At 73.0% G+C, this 15,643-nt stretch carries 13 protein-coding genes; 9 read left to right on the top strand and 4 right to left on the bottom strand.

Annotated elements, in window-relative coordinates:
* A partial coding sequence (locus tag EAO76_RS44610; RefSeq protein WP_187438667.1) for an ABC transporter substrate-binding protein occupies positions 1–2,430 on the top strand: 2,430 nt, incomplete at its 5' end.
* A 113-nt stretch (positions 2,431–2,543) separates the two neighbouring features.
* Here EAO76_RS44610 and fusA read toward each other — a convergent pair.
* Entirely contained in the window at positions 2,544–4,625 is a 2,082-nt protein-coding gene (gene fusA, locus EAO76_RS16795; RefSeq protein ID WP_148836777.1) for an elongation factor G, read from the bottom strand.
* Between the two features lie 497 nt (positions 4,626–5,122).
* On the opposite strand from fusA, the gene EAO76_RS16800 reads away from it, so the two are divergent.
* Positions 5,123–5,755 (top strand): class I SAM-dependent methyltransferase, encoded by a 633-nt coding sequence (locus EAO76_RS16800; protein ID WP_148836778.1) that lies wholly within the window; start codon positions 5,123–5,125, stop codon positions 5,753–5,755.
* A gap of 54 nt (positions 5,756–5,809) precedes the next feature.
* On the opposite strand, the gene EAO76_RS16805 is transcribed toward EAO76_RS16800, so the two are convergent.
* Positions 5,810–6,142 (bottom strand): hypothetical protein, encoded by a 333-nt coding sequence (locus EAO76_RS16805; RefSeq protein ID WP_262375534.1) that lies wholly within the window; start codon positions 6,140–6,142, stop codon positions 5,810–5,812.
* Positions 6,143–6,255: 113 nt separating this feature from the next.
* Positions 6,256–7,134, bottom strand: coding sequence for a DUF2510 domain-containing protein (locus EAO76_RS16810; RefSeq protein WP_148836802.1), 879 nt, complete (start codon positions 7,132–7,134; stop codon positions 6,256–6,258).
* A gap of 114 nt (positions 7,135–7,248) precedes the next feature.
* Here EAO76_RS16810 and EAO76_RS16815 point away from each other — a divergent pair, with 114 nt between their 5' ends.
* From EAO76_RS16815 to EAO76_RS16840, 6 genes are all read left to right on the top strand, one after another.
* The gene (locus EAO76_RS16815) at positions 7,249–8,028 is read left to right on the top strand and encodes a crotonase/enoyl-CoA hydratase family protein (RefSeq protein ID WP_148836779.1); all 780 of its coding nucleotides are present in this window, start codon (positions 7,249–7,251) and stop codon (positions 8,026–8,028) included.
* 77 nt (positions 8,029–8,105) lie between these two features.
* A complete protein-coding gene (locus EAO76_RS16820) occupies positions 8,106–9,152 on the top strand; it encodes a S66 peptidase family protein (RefSeq protein WP_148836780.1) in 1,047 nt (348 codons plus the stop codon).
* 149 nt (positions 9,153–9,301) lie between these two features.
* A complete protein-coding gene (locus tag EAO76_RS16825) occupies positions 9,302–10,036 on the top strand; it encodes a FadR/GntR family transcriptional regulator (protein WP_148836781.1) in 735 nt (244 codons plus the stop codon).
* Between the two features lie 175 nt (positions 10,037–10,211).
* Positions 10,212–10,979, top strand: coding sequence for a (Fe-S)-binding protein (locus EAO76_RS16830; RefSeq protein ID WP_148836782.1), 768 nt, complete (start codon positions 10,212–10,214; stop codon positions 10,977–10,979).
* Positions 10,976–12,526 (top strand): lactate utilization protein B, encoded by a 1,551-nt coding sequence (locus EAO76_RS16835; RefSeq protein ID WP_148836783.1) that lies wholly within the window; start codon positions 10,976–10,978, stop codon positions 12,524–12,526. The genes EAO76_RS16830 and EAO76_RS16835 overlap by 4 nt, the downstream gene beginning before the upstream one ends.
* The gene (locus EAO76_RS16840) at positions 12,523–13,155 is read left to right on the top strand and encodes an LUD domain-containing protein (RefSeq protein ID WP_148836784.1); all 633 of its coding nucleotides are present in this window, start codon (positions 12,523–12,525) and stop codon (positions 13,153–13,155) included. Before EAO76_RS16835 ends, EAO76_RS16840 begins: the two co-directional genes overlap by 4 nt.
* 40 nt (positions 13,156–13,195) lie before the next feature.
* Here EAO76_RS16840 and EAO76_RS16845 read toward each other — a convergent pair whose 3' ends face one another.
* Entirely contained in the window at positions 13,196–15,097 is a 1,902-nt protein-coding gene (locus tag EAO76_RS16845; RefSeq protein WP_148836785.1) for a DUF2264 domain-containing protein, read from the bottom strand.
* Positions 15,098–15,427: 330 nt separating this feature from the next.
* On the opposite strand from EAO76_RS16845, the gene EAO76_RS44615 reads away from it, so the two are divergent.
* Positions 15,428–15,577, top strand: a complete 150-nt coding sequence (locus tag EAO76_RS44615; protein WP_187438668.1) for a hypothetical protein — start codon at positions 15,428–15,430, stop codon at positions 15,575–15,577.
* Positions 15,578–15,643: the final 66 nt, after the last annotated feature.

A 15,643-nucleotide genomic window follows, 5' to 3' on the forward strand; every position in this document is an offset into this window, starting at 1 on the left:
GACCGGGATGATCAGGAGGCCCTGGTCGTCGAGCAGTTGCAGGCGATGACCGAGGGCTGCGGGTACGGGGGCCGGGTGGCCCACGGCCTGCCGATAGTCTTCCCGCGCTTCGCCGCCGCCCGCACGGCGCTCCACGAGTGGCAGCCGGTCCCCACCCAGTCCCGGCCGCGGCAGATCGGGGACCTGAAGAGGCAGATCAGGGAGGCGATCACCGAGGAGCGCCGGCAGACGCTGCCCGAACTGCGCCCCCGGATCGACCCCCTCCTGGAGGACCCGTACGTCAGCGAGGGCATGGGCGGACTGGTCGGCCTGCTGCTGAAGGTGGTCAATGCCTTCCGGTTCCCCCACCACCGGACGGTCCGCTGGTACGGCACCGAGCGCTTTCCCCGGCAACGCACCTTCGAGGCGGTCTGCGAGCAACTGGAACGCCTGCGCGAGGAACCGGCGGAGGCGAAGCAGTCGCTGCTCGTCGAGGCGCTGCTCGCCGACATCGACGCGCACTACGGGATCGTCCGCCGGCTCAACCGGGCGCGCCGCCCCGTCCTCCTCCTGCCGGACGTGGACACCGTCCCCGCGCGGCGGATCATCCGGGACCGGCTCATCGCGGCGTACGACGGGGAGTCCCGCGGCCTGCGCGTGTACCCGGTGGTCGTCACCACCTCGCAACCCGGCGGGGCCACGCCCGAGGAGGGCGCCGGGCCGCCGGTGCCGCCGGACGGGCTCGCCCGGGCGCTCCGCGAGCGCTTCGCCGAGCGGGTGCGGGTCGGGGAGCTGCGGAGCCTGGGCGACCACACCCCGCTGCCCAGCCGGCTGGTCCAGGTCGCGCTGGAGGAGACGCCCGAACCGCTGCCCGCCGGCCGGCCGGGACGCCGGATCCTGGGGCCGGTGACCGCCGTGGTCACGGCCCTGGCACTCGTCGCGTCCGGCCTCGGCGTCTACTACGGCTTCTTCCGCGAGCCGGAGAGCTGCGGCAGGGGACTCCAGGTCCACGGCGCGGAGTGCCTGGGCGTCTCCGACGGCAGCGGTGTGTTCATGCCCGGGGTCAAGGGCATGCCCGAGGTCTTCGCGCACATCGCGGAACAGAACAGGGCGGTCGCCGGCAAGAAGCACGCGACGGTCGCCCTGCTCATCCCGATGGAGTCGGACAACCCGGCGGTGCGGCGGCAGATCCTCAGCGAGGTGCAGGGCGCCTACCTGGCCCAGGCCGGGGCGAACGGGGCCGACGCCGCGAAGCCGCCCATCCGCCTCGTCCTCGCGAACCCCGGCAGGGCGTACGGGCAGTGGAGGACGACGGTCGATCAACTCGCGCGGCAGGAACCGGACCTGAGGGCGGTCGTCGGCTTCAACCTCAGCCTGACGAAGACCAAGGAAGCCCTCGCGTACGTGACCAACACGCTGAAGCTGCCCGCCGTCGCGAGCGTGGTGACGGCCGACGACTTCTCCAACCCGGAGGGCCGGCAGAAGGTCCCGTTCCCCGGCCTCGCCCGGGTGGTGTCCACCACCAAGGACCAGGCCCGCGCGCTCCTCGCCTTCGACCCCGGCCTGGCGGGGACGGAGACGGCGCTGGTCACCGACGAACGGCCGGGCGACGACTACAACCGCTCGTTGCGGGACGCCTTCACCGAGGCCAGGGCGGCCAAGGGCCGGGGCGGGGTCCAGGACATGCGCTTCGAGTCCCCCGGGGTCGAGGAGGCGGGCGTCACCCCCAACGAGTTCGAGGACTTCGCGGGCAACATCTGCCGCTCCAACGCCCATGTCGTCTACTTCGCCGGCCGGGCCCTGCACCTGAAGCTCTTCGTGAACAAACTGGCCACCACCTACTGCCGCGAGAAGAAGTCGTACACCGTGATCACCGGCTCCGACGCCACGACGCTCGACCAGCGGCTCGACGACGGCCACCGGGTCCTGCTCCAGGGCGATCCCGGCTCCGGCAAACCGTCCGTCACCATCCGCTACGCGGCCCCGGCACACCCCGACGCGTGGTCCATCGAACTCGCGAAGTGGCAGAAGGGCCCGGGCCGGAAGACGCAGCGCCCGCCGCTGTACCTCCGGGAGGCCCAGGACGCCATGGCCGCCCTGCGGCGCGACATCACGGCACAGGGCGGAGCCATCGGCGACGTCTACCTCGACGACGGACGCACCGTCGTCACGTACGACGTCGTCCTGACCGCGTCCAGGGCGCTGGCGCGGGCGGTCCACACCAGCGGGCAGGAAGTGCCGACGGCCGACCGGATCCGCAAGGACCTCGGCAAGCTGAACGCCGATCTGCGCGTCCGGGGTGCCAGTGGCTGGATCTGCCTCACCAACGCGGGCAACCCGTACAACAAGGCCCTGTCCGTGGTCCACCTCGAACCCGGCTCGAAGAAGCTGACGTTCGAGGGGTGGCCTGGCCGACCGGGCGCGCCCCCGCGCAGGAGGACGACTGCGTGATCCCGGCACATCCGTAGCGGCGGGGGCGCCGGGCCCCGGCGCGTCCGCGCCGGCTCCGGAAGGCCCCGGCCCCGGTCCCGCCCCGACGGGGACGGGACCGGGGCCGGCCCCCGCTACCGGACCGGTGTGCCGGCGGGCGCCGGGGCGTGGCCCGCGGGACGGGTGGTGAAGGTGCCCCGGCCCTGCGTCCGGCTGCGCAGCCGGGTCGCGTAGCCGAACAGCTCCGCCAGCGGCACGGTCGCGGTGATCACCGAGGTGCCCGCCCGGGTGGTCGAACCCGAGACCCGGCCGCGCCGCGCCGCCAGATCGCCGAGCACCCCGCCCACGGCGTCGTCCGGCACCGTGACGGCGACCTCCGCCACCGGCTCCAGCACCACCATCGCGCAGGCGCGCAACGCCTCGCGCAGCGCGAACCGGCCGGCCGTGCGGAACGCCATCTCCGAGGAGTCCTTGGAGTGGGTGGCCCCGTCGGTCAGCACGACCCGCAGCCCGGTCACCGGATGCCCGCCGAGCGGCCCCTCGGCCAGGGCGTCCCGGCAGCCCGCCTCCACCGCCCGGACGTACTCCTGCGGCACCCGCCCGCCGACGACGGTCGACGCGAACACGAAGCCGCCGTCGTCACCGGCGCGTTCGCCGGTGGGGTCCGACGGTTCCACGTCGAGGACGACACGGGCGAACTGTCCGGCCCCGCCGTCCTGCTTCACGTGCCGGTACACCAGCCCGGACACCCCGCGCACGACCGTCTCCCGGCAGGCCACCCGCGGCCGGCCGACGCCGATCTCCAGGCCGTGAGCACGACGGATCTTCTCCACCGCGACCTCCAGATGCAGTTCCCCCATGCCCGACAGCACCGTCTGCCCGGTCTCGGGATCGGTCCGCACCCGCAGCGAGGGATCCTCCTCGACCAGCCGGGCCAGCGCCGTCACCAGCCGTTCGGTGTCGGTGCTCCGGCGGGCCTCCACCGCCACGGAGACGACCGGCTCGGCCGCGGACGGCGGTTCGAGGACCAGGGGCGCCGCCGGATCGCACAGGGTGGTACCGGCCCGGCCGCTCCTGAGCCCGATCACCGCGACGATGTCCCCGGCCACCGCCGTGTCCACATCGGTGTGCCGGTCGGCCTGCACCCTCAGGATGCGGCCCACCCGCTCGGTGCGCCCGGCGCCCGCGTCCAGCACCGTGTCCCCCTTCCGCAGCGTTCCCGAGTACACCCGCAGGCAGTTCAGGCGGCCGGTGGCCGTCGAGGTCACCTTGAACACCAGCGCGGCGAACGGCGCCGCCGGATCGGCCGCGCGTTCCCGCACCGCGCCGTCCAGGGTGCCGCGCACCGCCGGAACGTCCCGCGGGGAGGGCAGGTAGGACACGACGGCCTCCAGCAGCGGTTCGACACCGCGGTTGCGGTAGGCGGATCCGCACAGCACCACCACGCCCTCCCCGGTGCGGGTGAGGTCGCGCAGCGCGGCGCCCAGGGTCCGTTCCCCGAGCGCCGACCGCTCGCAGAACTCCTCCAGCGCGGCCGGATGGAGTTCCGCCACGGCCTCCTCCAGGAGCCGCCTGCGCCGGTGCGCCTCCTCGCGCAGGGAGTCCGGTACCGGCCGCTCCTCGGCACCGTCGCCGTCGGCCCACACCAGCGCCCGCATGCGCACCAGGTCCACCACGCCGGTGAAGTCGCCCTCGCTGCCGATCGGCAGCTGGACCACCAGCGGAACCGTGTGCAGCCGCTCCCCGATCGACGCGACCGCGGTGTCGAGGTCGGCACCGGCCCGGTCCAGCTTGTTCACGAAGGCGATCCGCGGCACCCCGTGCCGGTCCGCCTGCCGCCACACCGACTCGCTCTGCGGCTCGACGCCCGCGACGGCGTCGAACACCGCGACCGCGCCGTCGAGCACCCGCAGCGAGCGCTCCACCTCGTCGGAGAAGTCGACGTGGCCCGGGGTGTCGATGAGGTTGATCCGGTGACCGTCCCAGACGCAGCTCACCGCGGCGGCGAAGATGGTGATCCCGCGGTCGCGTTCCTGGGGGTCGAAGTCGGTGACGGTGGTGCCGTCGTGGACCTCGCCGCGTTTGTGGACGGCGCCGGTCAGATGGAGGATCCGTTCGGTGACGGTGGTCTTCCCGGCGTCGACGTGGGCGAGGATGCCCAGGTTGCGGACGTCGGTCGGGGCGCCGGTGGGAAGACGGTGGAGGTCGGTACGCACGGCCCATGGCCTTTCGGAGTGAATCCGGAACGGGTCGGCGCGATTTCCCGGACGAACCGGCCCGTGACCGGGCCGCACGAGGCCCCTGACGCGGCGCCCCGCATCGGGCGGGGCGCGATGGCGCGGGCGCTTCGGCGCCGGTGGTTCCTCGGGGGTCAGTCGTTCGTCGCGGGTGTCCGGTGCGGGCCGCGCAGCCGGCACCGGGCGCACGAGGACACCAGGATCACCTCGTACCGTGAACGGGGGACGACGACAGCGGCGCGGTGGCGCACGACCGGTCTCCCCCCACTCGTCACGGCACGCGCCACGAGGCCGTCGTGGTGCGCGATTCGTGGCGACTGTAGTGAACCCCGGACCGGTCGGTAAACCGGATATTCGTCCGCCCCGTCTTCCCGTTCGACCTCATGTCCCGTGACGGGGACGGGCGTTGAAGGCCGCTTCGATTGATGAAACGATCCCGGCACATGGCACGGGGCAAAGGGGAAGGAACCACAACGATGGACGAGGAGCACGGTCTCACCGCCGCCACGGTGTTCGACGCCCTGGGCGCGGACTACGAGCGGGCGTTCGGTGAATCCGCCGCCCATCACGCCTCGTTGAGCCGATTGCTGGACCGGCTCGCACCGCACAGCCGGGTCCTGGACGTCGGCAGCGGAACGGGACGGCCGACCGCGCGGGCCCTGGTCGGGGCGGGCCACCGGGTGCTGGGGGTCGACGTCTCGCCCGTCATGGTCGAACTGGCGGCCCGACAGGTGCCGGAAGCGGTCTTCGAATGTGCGGACATCCTCGAACTCCCCCTGGAGGAAGGGAGTTTCGACGCCGTCTGCATCTACTTCTCGCTGCTGCAGATGTCCCGCGACGAACAATCCCGGCTGCTGCGCAAGGCACGGCGGCTGCTGGTCCCCGGAGGCCAGCTGGTCGTCGCGACGGTGCCCCTGGACGTGGAGGACGTCGAGGTCGTCTTCATGGGGCAGCCGGTGCGGGCGACCAGCTTCGGCCCGGAGGAGTTCACCGAACTGGTCACCGGGGCCGGTTTCTCGGTCGTGTGGGAGCAGAGCACCCTGTTCACCCCGGACCACGAGGCCGCGGCGACCGAACCGCAGCTGTTCCTGCACTGCCGACGGGTCTGACGCGCCGACGGGTCCGGCCCCCGGGGCGACCCGGGCGCCGGACCCGTCGCCGGATCAGCGCTCGACCGGCAGCGATTCCGCCGTACGGCGCGGCTCCCGCAGCCCGGGACGCCGCCGTACGACGAGGGCGCCGGGGCGCCCGCAGGCGTGCAGCGGGTCCTTCCAACGGCGCAGCGCCTGCCTGCCGCACCTGCGCCACTGCGCGGGCGAGAGGGGAACGGGCTGCCCGCCCCGCGTCACCAGCGCGTTCACCGGAGCCATCGGGTCCGCCGCCGCGGCCTTGGCGAGCAGCACCCCGATCACCAGCGGGGCCAGGGTCACGGCCAGGGTCGTGCCGGCGGCGGTCACGTGCTGGAGGCGGGGGCGGTGCGGGGTGTCGGGAAGCATGCCGCCATTGGACCTCCGGCGGCCCGTCCGGGGGATGGGCCGCCGTACTCAGCCCGGTGGGCCCGTCGTACTCATGCGTATGTGTGTCCGATACCCGGCGCCCGCGACCGCCCCTACACCGTGGTGCCGGGGCCTCCGCCCGTCCCCCGGGCGGCCTTGATGCCCTTGGTGATCTCGTCCATCACGGAGAGCGCCGGGGCCTCGGAACTGACGTCGAAACCGGAACGGACGACGATCAGCATGTCATCGGCACGGGGGGACGGGAAGGCCAGCGACTGGACGTACCCGTCGTCGCCGTTCTTCGTCACGACCTTCCAGCGCACCAGGTACCCCTTCTCGCCGGCCACGGTGACCGCCTCCGACTTGAGCTCCTCGTGCGAGGTGATGCCCCCGTAGATCTTCTCGCCGTACGAATCGGAGGCGTTGGCGGAGATGTCCTTCAACGCCGTGGCCCTGGGCGTCGTGGTGTCGAGCTCCAGCGCCTTCGCGGGCGTGGAGAAGACCCCGCCGCGCACGCACTTCTCGGACGTGTCGCCGGGGCAGGGGTACTCGCCCGTGGTCACTCCCGCGCCCGCGATGCCCGAGGTGCCCTTCCAGCCGTCGAGCACCGGGAGACCGATGCCGCTGGCCAGGTCCGTGGCGTAGCCGTCCTCCGCCTGCGGGGTCCGCTGCCCGGGGGCCCCGTCCCGGTCCTCGCCCCCCGGCGCGCCCGGTCCGCGTCCGGTGTCGTCGGAGGGCGGGGCCGACGGTGTCGCGGACGCGTGCTTCCCGGAGCCGTCGGAGCGGTCCGACCAGAGGAGGACGCCGCCCCCGACGACGGCGAGGGCCACCACGCCGGCGGTGAGACCGATGCCGACGCGCGTCCGGCGGCGCCGGGCCTCGGCGGGAGGCAGCCGGAGGTGATCGGTCCACCGGGTGCCGTCCCACCAGCGTTCGTGGACGGGGCCTGTTCCTGTGTGCCCGGGGTCTGGGTGCCAGCCGGGCGGACTCATCTGGGTCACGGGCCCCACCGTAGAACGGTTGCGTGAGAATCGTATGAATCAGCTGTGCCGATGGGGGCGGGGCGCTCCGCCGTCCCCGCGCGATCCTCTGTGGGAGGCCGAACGATGAGTGAACGACCTGCGGTGCGGATCGAGCGCGACGGCGCCGTGTTCACGGTGATCCTGAGCCGGCCCGAGGTCCGCAACGCCGTGGACGGACCGACCGCGAGCCGACTGGCCGACGCCTTCCGCGAGTTCGACGACGACCCGGACGCGTCCGTCGCCGTGCTGTGGGGCGAGGGCGGTACGTTCTGCGCGGGCGCCGATCTGAAGGGCATCGGCACGGAACGGGGCAACGAGGTCCTGGCCGACGGCGACGGGCCGATGGGGCCGACCCGGATGCGCCTGGGCAAGCCCGTCATCGCGGCGGTCGCCGGCCACGCGGTGGCCGGGGGCCTGGAACTGGCCCTCTGGTGCGATCTCCGGGTGGCCGAGGAGGACGCGGTGTTCGGGGTGTTCTGCCGCCGCTGGGGCGTGCCGCTGGTGGACGGCGGAACGGTACGGCTGCCACGCCTGATCGGTGAGAGCCGGGCCATGGACATGATCCTCACCGGGCGGCCCGTCCCGGCCTCCGAGGCGTACGCCATGGGGCTCGCCAACCGGATCGTGCCGCCCGGCGGGGCGCGCGGGGCGGCGGAGCGGCTGGCCCGGGAGATCGCCGCCTTCCCGCAGTTGTGCCTGCGTCACGACCGGTTGTCGGTGCTCGAACAGCACGGCCTGGGCGAGCCGGAGGCGCTGGCCGCGGAGTACCGGCACGGTCTGGTGCCACTGACCGCGGGGGAGACGCGGGCCGGTGCCGAACGGTTCGGGAGCGGCGCGGGCCGCCACGGATCCTTCGACGACTGAGGGGCGGACGGCGGACAGGTGGACGGGCGGGCCGAAATTATGACGACGCCGTCCGGGGAGCCGCCTACGCTCAGCGGATGTCGAGCAACCAGTACCCGGCCAAGCCCGTGCCCGGTGATCGCGTCGCCGTGCTGTCCCCCTCCTCCGGCCTTCCCGGTCTCCTGCCCCTGCCCCACGAGTTGGGGCTGCGCAGGCTCCGCGAGGAGTTCGGGCTCGAACCGGTGGAGTACCCGACGACGCGGAAGATGGGCTCCACCCCGCAGGAACGGGCGGCCGACATCCACGCGGCGTTCGCCGACCCCGACATCAAGGCCGTGATCTCCAGCATCGGCGGTGACGACCAGATCACCGTGCTGCCGTACCTGGACCGCGACCTGCTGCGCGCCAACCCCAAGCCCTTCTTCGGGTACAGCGACAACACCAACCTGCTGGTGTTCCTCGACAACCTGGGCATCGTCGGCTACCACGGCGGCACGGTGATGTGCGAGCTCGGGCGGCCCGGCGCGATGCACCCGCTGACCGCCGAGTCCCTGCGGGCCGCGCTCTTCACCCACGGCGCCTTCGAGCTCACCCCGCCCAAGGAGACCAACGGCGCGAACGGCCGGTGGGAGGACCCGGGGACCTTCGACTCCGAACCCGAGATGCTCCCCTGCGACGGCTGGATCTGGCACAACGCCGACGGCCGGACCGTGAAGGGCGCGAGCTGGGGCGGGAACGTGGAGATCCTTTCCTGGCTGCTGATGGCCGATCGCGAGATCGGGCCGGTGGACGGCTACGAGGGGCGGGTGCTGTTCCTGGAGACGTCCGAGGAGATGCCGACGGCCGACGAGGTCTACTGGATCCTGCGGAGCATGGGGGAGCGGGGGCTGCTCGCCCGGTTCCCGGCCCTCCTCATGGCCCGGGCCAAGAACTGGTCGTTCGACCAGCCGCTCGGCATCGAGGAGGGGGAGCGGTACCGCGAGGAGCAACGGCAGGCGGTCCTGCGGGCGTTGGACGAGTACGCCCCCGGGACCATGGCCGTCCTCGACGTCGACCTCGGCCACACCGACCCGCAGCTGGTCATTCCGTACGGCGGGCAGATCGAGGTGGACGGGGTGGGCCGCCGCATCGTCGTCACCTACTGAACCCGGAAGGGCCGGAGGGAGGGACGCGGACGGGTGCCCGAACGGCGCCGGAGCTTTGGTCCGACCATACGCGGTGTGTGACATAGTGGAGGGTCGGGCAGCAGAAGCGACGGCAACCGGACGATTCCGGCCGAGGCAGGGGGTGACGGATGCCCGTCGAATGGCAACCCGTACGACAGTCCCGTACGCATGAGCTCGTGCTCCAGAGCATCGAGGAGCGGGTGTTCTCCGGCGAGCTCCGGGCGGGCGACCGGCTGCCGCCCGAGCGTGAGCTCGCCCCCGTGCTCGGGGTCAGCCGGTCCGCGCTGCGCGAGGCGCTGAGGGTGCTGGAGACCATCGGCGTGCTGGTCGCGCAGCCGGGCCGGGGGCCGGACGCCGGGGCGCGGATCGTGCGCAACCCCGACGACGCGCTCGGGCGGCTGCTGCGCCTGCACTTCGCCCTGGGCAGCTACAGCCTGGAGGACGTCCTGGAGGCGCGGGTCGTGCTGGAGCGGTCCAGCTTCGAGGCGGCCGCGCGACACGCCTCGGCGGAGGATCTCGACGAGGCGGAGGCGCTGGTCGCGCGGATGGGCGAACCGGGCGTCGGGGTGGCCGAGTTCAACGACCTGGACACCCGCTTCCACGTGCACGTCGCCCGCAGCTCCGGCAACGAACTGACCTCCACGCTCACCTCCGCCGTCCGTGAGTCGGTGCGGCCGCTGATCCTGCGGGCGCTGGAGGAGGCGGAGGACTGGCCGGCCACGGCCGCCGCACTCGACGCGGAACACGCCGAGCTGCTCGACCTGGTGCGGGCGGGGCAGGGGGCGAAGGCCGCGGACCTGGTCGAGAAGCACATCCGCAGCCTGCACGGCACGCTGGTCGACGGGAACTCCGGCCACGAGTGAGACGGCGCCCGGCGGCCCGGTCCGTGAAGTCGGCGGCCGCCTCCGTCCATTCTTGTCAGGTGCATGACTTAAGAGGCCCGCGCTCCGGCCTCCGTGTGCGCGTCGTTGCCTTCACGTTTCGGACCGAGGCTAGTATGGTCGGACCATAAAACTGGAGAAACGATCGGAGAGACCCATGCGCATCGGACTCTTCGCCACCTGTCTGGGAGACACCCTCTTCCCCGAGGCGGTGAAATCGACCGCGGTCCTGCTCGCCCGCCTGGGCCACGACGTGGTCTTCCCGCCGGGGCAGACCTGCTGCGGCCAGATGCACGTCAACACCGGCTACCAGCGCGAACCCCTGCCCCTGGTGCGGAACTTCGCGGACCAGTTCGGCGACGCCTCGATCGAGGCCGTCGTCATGCCGTCCGGTTCCTGCGCGGGCTCGGTCCGCCACCAGCACGAGATCGTCGCCGAGCGGTACGGGGACGCGGCGCTCCGGTCGGGCGTGGCCGACGTCAAGGCCAAGACGTACGAACTGTCGGAGCTCCTCGTCGACGTCCTGGGCGCCGAGGACGTCGGCGCGTACTTCCCGCACCGGGTGACGTACCACCCCACCTGCCACTCCCTGCGCATGCTCCGCGTCGGCGACAAGCCGCTGAAGCTGCTGCGCGCCGTCGACTCGATCGACCTCGTCGAGCTGCCGGAGGCCGACTCCTGCTGCGGATTCGGCGGCACCTTCGCCGTCAAGAACGCCGAGACGTCCACCGCGATGCTCCAGGACAAGATGCGCAACATCGCCGCGACCGGTGCCGGTGTCTGCACGGCGGGCGACTCGTCCTGCCTGATGCACATCGGCGGCGGGCTCTCCCGGATCGGGTCGGGCACCCGCACCCTGCACCTCGCCCAGATCCTCTCCGCCACCCGCACCTCGCCGTACGTCCCGACGGAGGCCGTCCGATGAGCAGTACCTTCCTCGGCATGCCCGCACCCCCGCCCCGTTCCCCGTACGGGACGGGCAACCTGCGCGGCGACCGGAAGTTCCCCCGTGCCGCGCACGACGAGCTGCGCAACGAACAACTGCGCCGCAACCTCGGCCGCGCCACCCGCACCATCCGCGCCAAACGCCTCGACGTCACCGGCGAACTGCCCGACTGGGAGGCGCTGCGCGATGCCGGTTCGGCCATCAAGACCGACACCATGAACCGGCTCCCCGAACTCCTGGAACAACTGGAGCGGAAGGTCACCGAGCGCGGCGGCACCGTCCACTGGGCGCGCGACGGCGCCGAGGCCAACGAGATCGTCGCCCGGCTGGTCGAGGAGACGGGCAGCAGCGACGTCATCAAGGTCAAGTCGATGGCCACCCAGGAGATCGGCCTCAACGAGCACCTCGAATCGGTCGGCATCACCCCGTACGAGACGGACCTCGCCGAACTGATCGTCCAGCTCGCGCACGACAAGCCGTCGCACATCCTGGTGCCCGCGATCCACCGCAACCGCGACGAGATCCGGCAGATCTTCCTCAAGGAGATCCCGGGCGTCGACCCGGGCCTGGACAACGTGCCCGCGCACCTCGCCGCCGCCGCCCGCGCCTATCTGCGCGAGAAGTTCATGACCACCGAGGTCGCGATCTCCGGCGCCAACTTCGGCATCGCCGAGACCGGAACCCTGTCCGTCGTGGAGTCCGAGGGCAACGGCCGCATGTGCCTGACGATGCCCGACACCCTGATCACCGTCATGGGCATCGAGAAGGTGCTGCCGCGCCATCAGGACCTGGAGGTCTTCCTCCAGTTGCTGCCCCGCTCCTCCACCGGCGAGCGGATGAACCCGTACACCTCGCTGTGGACCGGCGTGACGCCGGGCGACGGGCCGCAGAACTTCCACCTGGTCCTGCTCGACAACGGACGCACCGCCGCGCTCGCCGACCGGATCGGCCGCGAGGCGCTCAACTGCATCCGCTGCTCGGCCTGTCTCAACGTCTGCCCGGTGTACGAACGGACCGGCGGCCACGCGTACGGCTCGACGTACCCCGGGCCGATCGGGGCCGTCCTGACACCGCAGCTCGCGGGGATGCACGCGGCCAGGAACGACCCCAACAGCTCGCTGCCGTACGCCTCCAGCCTCTGCGGCGCCTGCTTCGACGCCTGTCCGGTCAAGATCGACATCCCGTCGCTGCTGGTCGAACTGCGCCACCAGAACACCGAGCAGGCCGGTGTCACCGCCGAGAAGCTCGCCATGAGGGCCGCGGCCACCGTCATGAAGCACCCGAAGCTCTTCACGGCGGCGCAGAAGGGCGCGGGGCTCGGCCGGGTGCTGGGCGGCCGCGACGGGCGGATCTCGCACCTGCCGCCGCCGTTCGACGGCTGGAGCGACAGCCGGGACACCGCCGCCCCGCCGAAGCAGACCTTCCGCTCCTGGCTGGCATCGGCCGAGGGCGCCGCGACGATGCGGGCCGCCGCCGACGAGCACCGGAGGAACGAGAAGGACCGGAAGAAGGAGGAGGACGCGTGACGACCGCCCGTGACACGGTACTGGGCCGGATCAAGGACGCCCTGGCCCTCGCCCCCGCCCGGGACGTCACCGTCCCGCGCGCCTACCGCACCGGCCGCACCCTCCCCGACGAGGAACGCCTGGCCCTGTTCACCGACCGGCTCGTCGACTACCGGGCGACGGTGCACACCTGCACCGCCGACCGCACCGCCCAGGTCCTCGCCGAGGTGCTGCGGGAACGCGGGGCCCGGCGGATCGGCGCGCCGGCCGGACTCGACGAACAGTGGCTCGGCGGATACGGCGGCGAGGTCCAGCAGGACTCCGACACCATCCCGGCCCCCCGGCTCGGCGAGCTGGACGGGGTCGTCACGGCCTCGGCCGTCGGCTGCGCCGAGACGGGCACCATCTTCCTCGACGGCTCGCCCGACCAGGGACGCCGGGCGCTGTCCCTCGTGCCCGACCTGCACGTGTGCGTCGTCGACCTGTCCAAGGTCGAGGTCGGCGTTCCGGAGGCGGTGGCGCGGCTGGTGCCCGGCCGGCCGACCACACTGATCAGCGGCCCCTCGGCCACGTCCGACATCGAACTGGAACGGGTGGAGGGCGTGCACGGCCCGCGCACGCTGGCGGTGGTGATCCGGACGGACGTGTGAGCGCACGGGCGCGCGGTCGCCGGACCGCGCGCCCCGGGGCTCAGCCGTGCGTGACCGACAGCGGGTCGAGGACGACACGGGTCGTCGCCGCGTCCTCGGCCCAGCGGACCTCCACCGTGTCCCCGTCCACGTCCACCCCGCTCACCACCGCGTCCAGCGGCGTCGCGTCGGGCTCCGCGGTCAGCGAACCGAGCGCCACCAGCAGCACCGTGCCCTCCGCCGCCGCGGACAGCCGGGGCACCACCGCCCAGGGGGTGTACGCGGTGCCCTGGGGCGCCCGCACCTCGTCCCGGTTCTCCCAGCCGTACAGGCCGTGCAGCGCGGAGACCACCGTGTCGTCGCGGCCGGTCGCCCAGCCGGTCTGCTCCACCCGGGCCCCGGGCGGGGCGCCGAGCACCCGGTGCACCCGCAGCTCGTACCGGCCGCGGGCCACGGTGACGCTCTCCACGCGCATCCCCGGCACCATCACCGGAGCGGACGCGAACACCGGGCGATGCCAGGAGGCGGCCCACCCCCAGCCGTCGCCCGCACCGGCGCCCAGCGCGCGGACGACCCGGCGGCCGCTGCGCGCCCCGCCGACGACCACGGCCAGGTGGTTGTCCGCGACGTTCCCCCGCGCCGTGGGACCGGTCACAGTGGAGTACGACTGCCGGCTGTACAGCGGGTCGTCCTGAACCTCCGCCTCGCCCTCGTGCGGGCGCACGTGGTCGCTGCCGTGGTTGTGCAGCCGTACGATCCCGTCCGCGCGGGTGGACTGGACGAGCAGTCCGGGGGCGGGCAGGGCGAGCACCCGGTCGGGGCCCTCGCTCGGCGCGGGCTCCTCGGTCGCGGTCCACAGCGGGTGGTCCTCGGGGGCGAGCAGCGCGACGAACGCCTTGGACGCCCAGTACGGCGAGGCGGGGCCCGAGTAGCTCTGCAACGACGCCTCGTGCGGGCCGTGCCAGCCCAGGCTCAGCAGCCCGTCCGCACCGGCCGCGCCCCGGTCCAGGAAGTAGCGCAGCGCACCGTTGACCACCCGCCGCGAGGTGCCCGGCGTCAGCGGCGTGTGCCCGGTGACGGCGCCGAGCGCGACCGACGAGGCTGCGGCGAAGCGGTACGGCAGCGAGCGGCCGAAGTGGATCGGGGCGCCGTCGCCGCCGAACAGCAGCGAGAAGCCCTCCAGGTGCTCGCGCAGCCGGGCCCCGTAGTGTGCGGAAAGCTCCGCGTCGCCCGACAGGTGCGCGTCCAGCACGGGGTAGAGGTGCAGCGCCCAGCCGTTGTAGTGGTCGAAGGCACGCCCGTCGCCGTCCGAGTACCAGCCGTCCCCCCGGTACCAGCCCTCCAGCAGGTCCAGGGCGCGCTGCTTCGCCCGCGCGGTCACCGCGTCGCCCCGGCCCACGGACTCCAGGAATCCGGCCACGGAGTAGGGGAACAGGTACCAGTTGTTGGGGGCGGGGGTGTGGAGCAGCGCGTCGCGCAGCCACCGCGCGGCACGGTCCTGCACCCCGGGGTCCAGCCGGTCCCACAGCCACGGCCGGGTCAGCCGCAGCCCGATGGCGACCGAGGCGGACTCGACCATCGGCTGGCCGAAGACGGCGTGGTCGCGGATCAGCGGCCAGGACTCGGCGTCGTCCCGGCCGGGGGCCCGGGTGCCGGCCGCGAGCCCGTCGGCGTACCGGTCGAGCCAGCCGTGCGGGTCCGCGCCGTTCGCGCCCGCCACCCGGAAGGCGGCGGCGAGGAACGTGCGGGCGTAGCCCTCCAGGCCGTCGGAACGCACCCCGGACACGGACGGCCGGCCCGGCAGGTCCAGCAGCGCGCCGCCCGGGGTGGCCCACCGCCAGGCGGCCCGGAGCAGCCCGTCCGCCGCGGCCTCCCAGTGCGCGCGGGTGTAGCCGGTGTACGGGCCGGCGGCCCGGTCGTCGGCGGGGAGTTCGAACGGGGGGCCCGGGTGGGGATCGGTCATGCGGGAGATGCCAGCCTTTCGCGTCGTACGGGACGGGCGGGCCGTCGCCCGCGGCCCGGTGACCGGCCGTACCGGTCGTCGTGGCCCGTCGCCTCGCGGACGGGTGAGCGCCGTCCCGACTCCTGTCCTGAATCGGATCACTGGGAATCCTGATCGACTGATCGATAAGGGTCAAGAGATTGATCAATTTTGAATCAAAACGGTCAAACGATCATTCGATGGATGTCGGGCCGTACCTGCCGTGCGCGGGCGGCGGCTCCGGCGAACCGGACCGCCCGCGTCCGTGTTCACCAGCCGTCCCGTGCGTCCCGCCGCCCTCGGGAGGCACTCTTGCGGTCCCGGGTAACGGTCCCTAACGTCAACGGACTTGAGAGCGAACGCGGAAGGGAGGGGCACATGGAGATCAAGAAGGTCGTGGTCCGCGAGGAAGAGGCGAAGAACCGCGAACGGCAGACGATCGAGAAGCGCCCGACGCGCTGAACCGGCGCGTTCCGGCGCAGTCGGCACCTGATGCGACCGGCACGCGGGGGCCGGCACCGCCGGGGC

The organism is Streptomyces sp. sk2.1, assembly GCF_008120935.1.
In the GTDB taxonomy this organism is placed as follows: Bacteria; Actinomycetota; Actinomycetes; order Streptomycetales; family Streptomycetaceae; genus Streptomyces.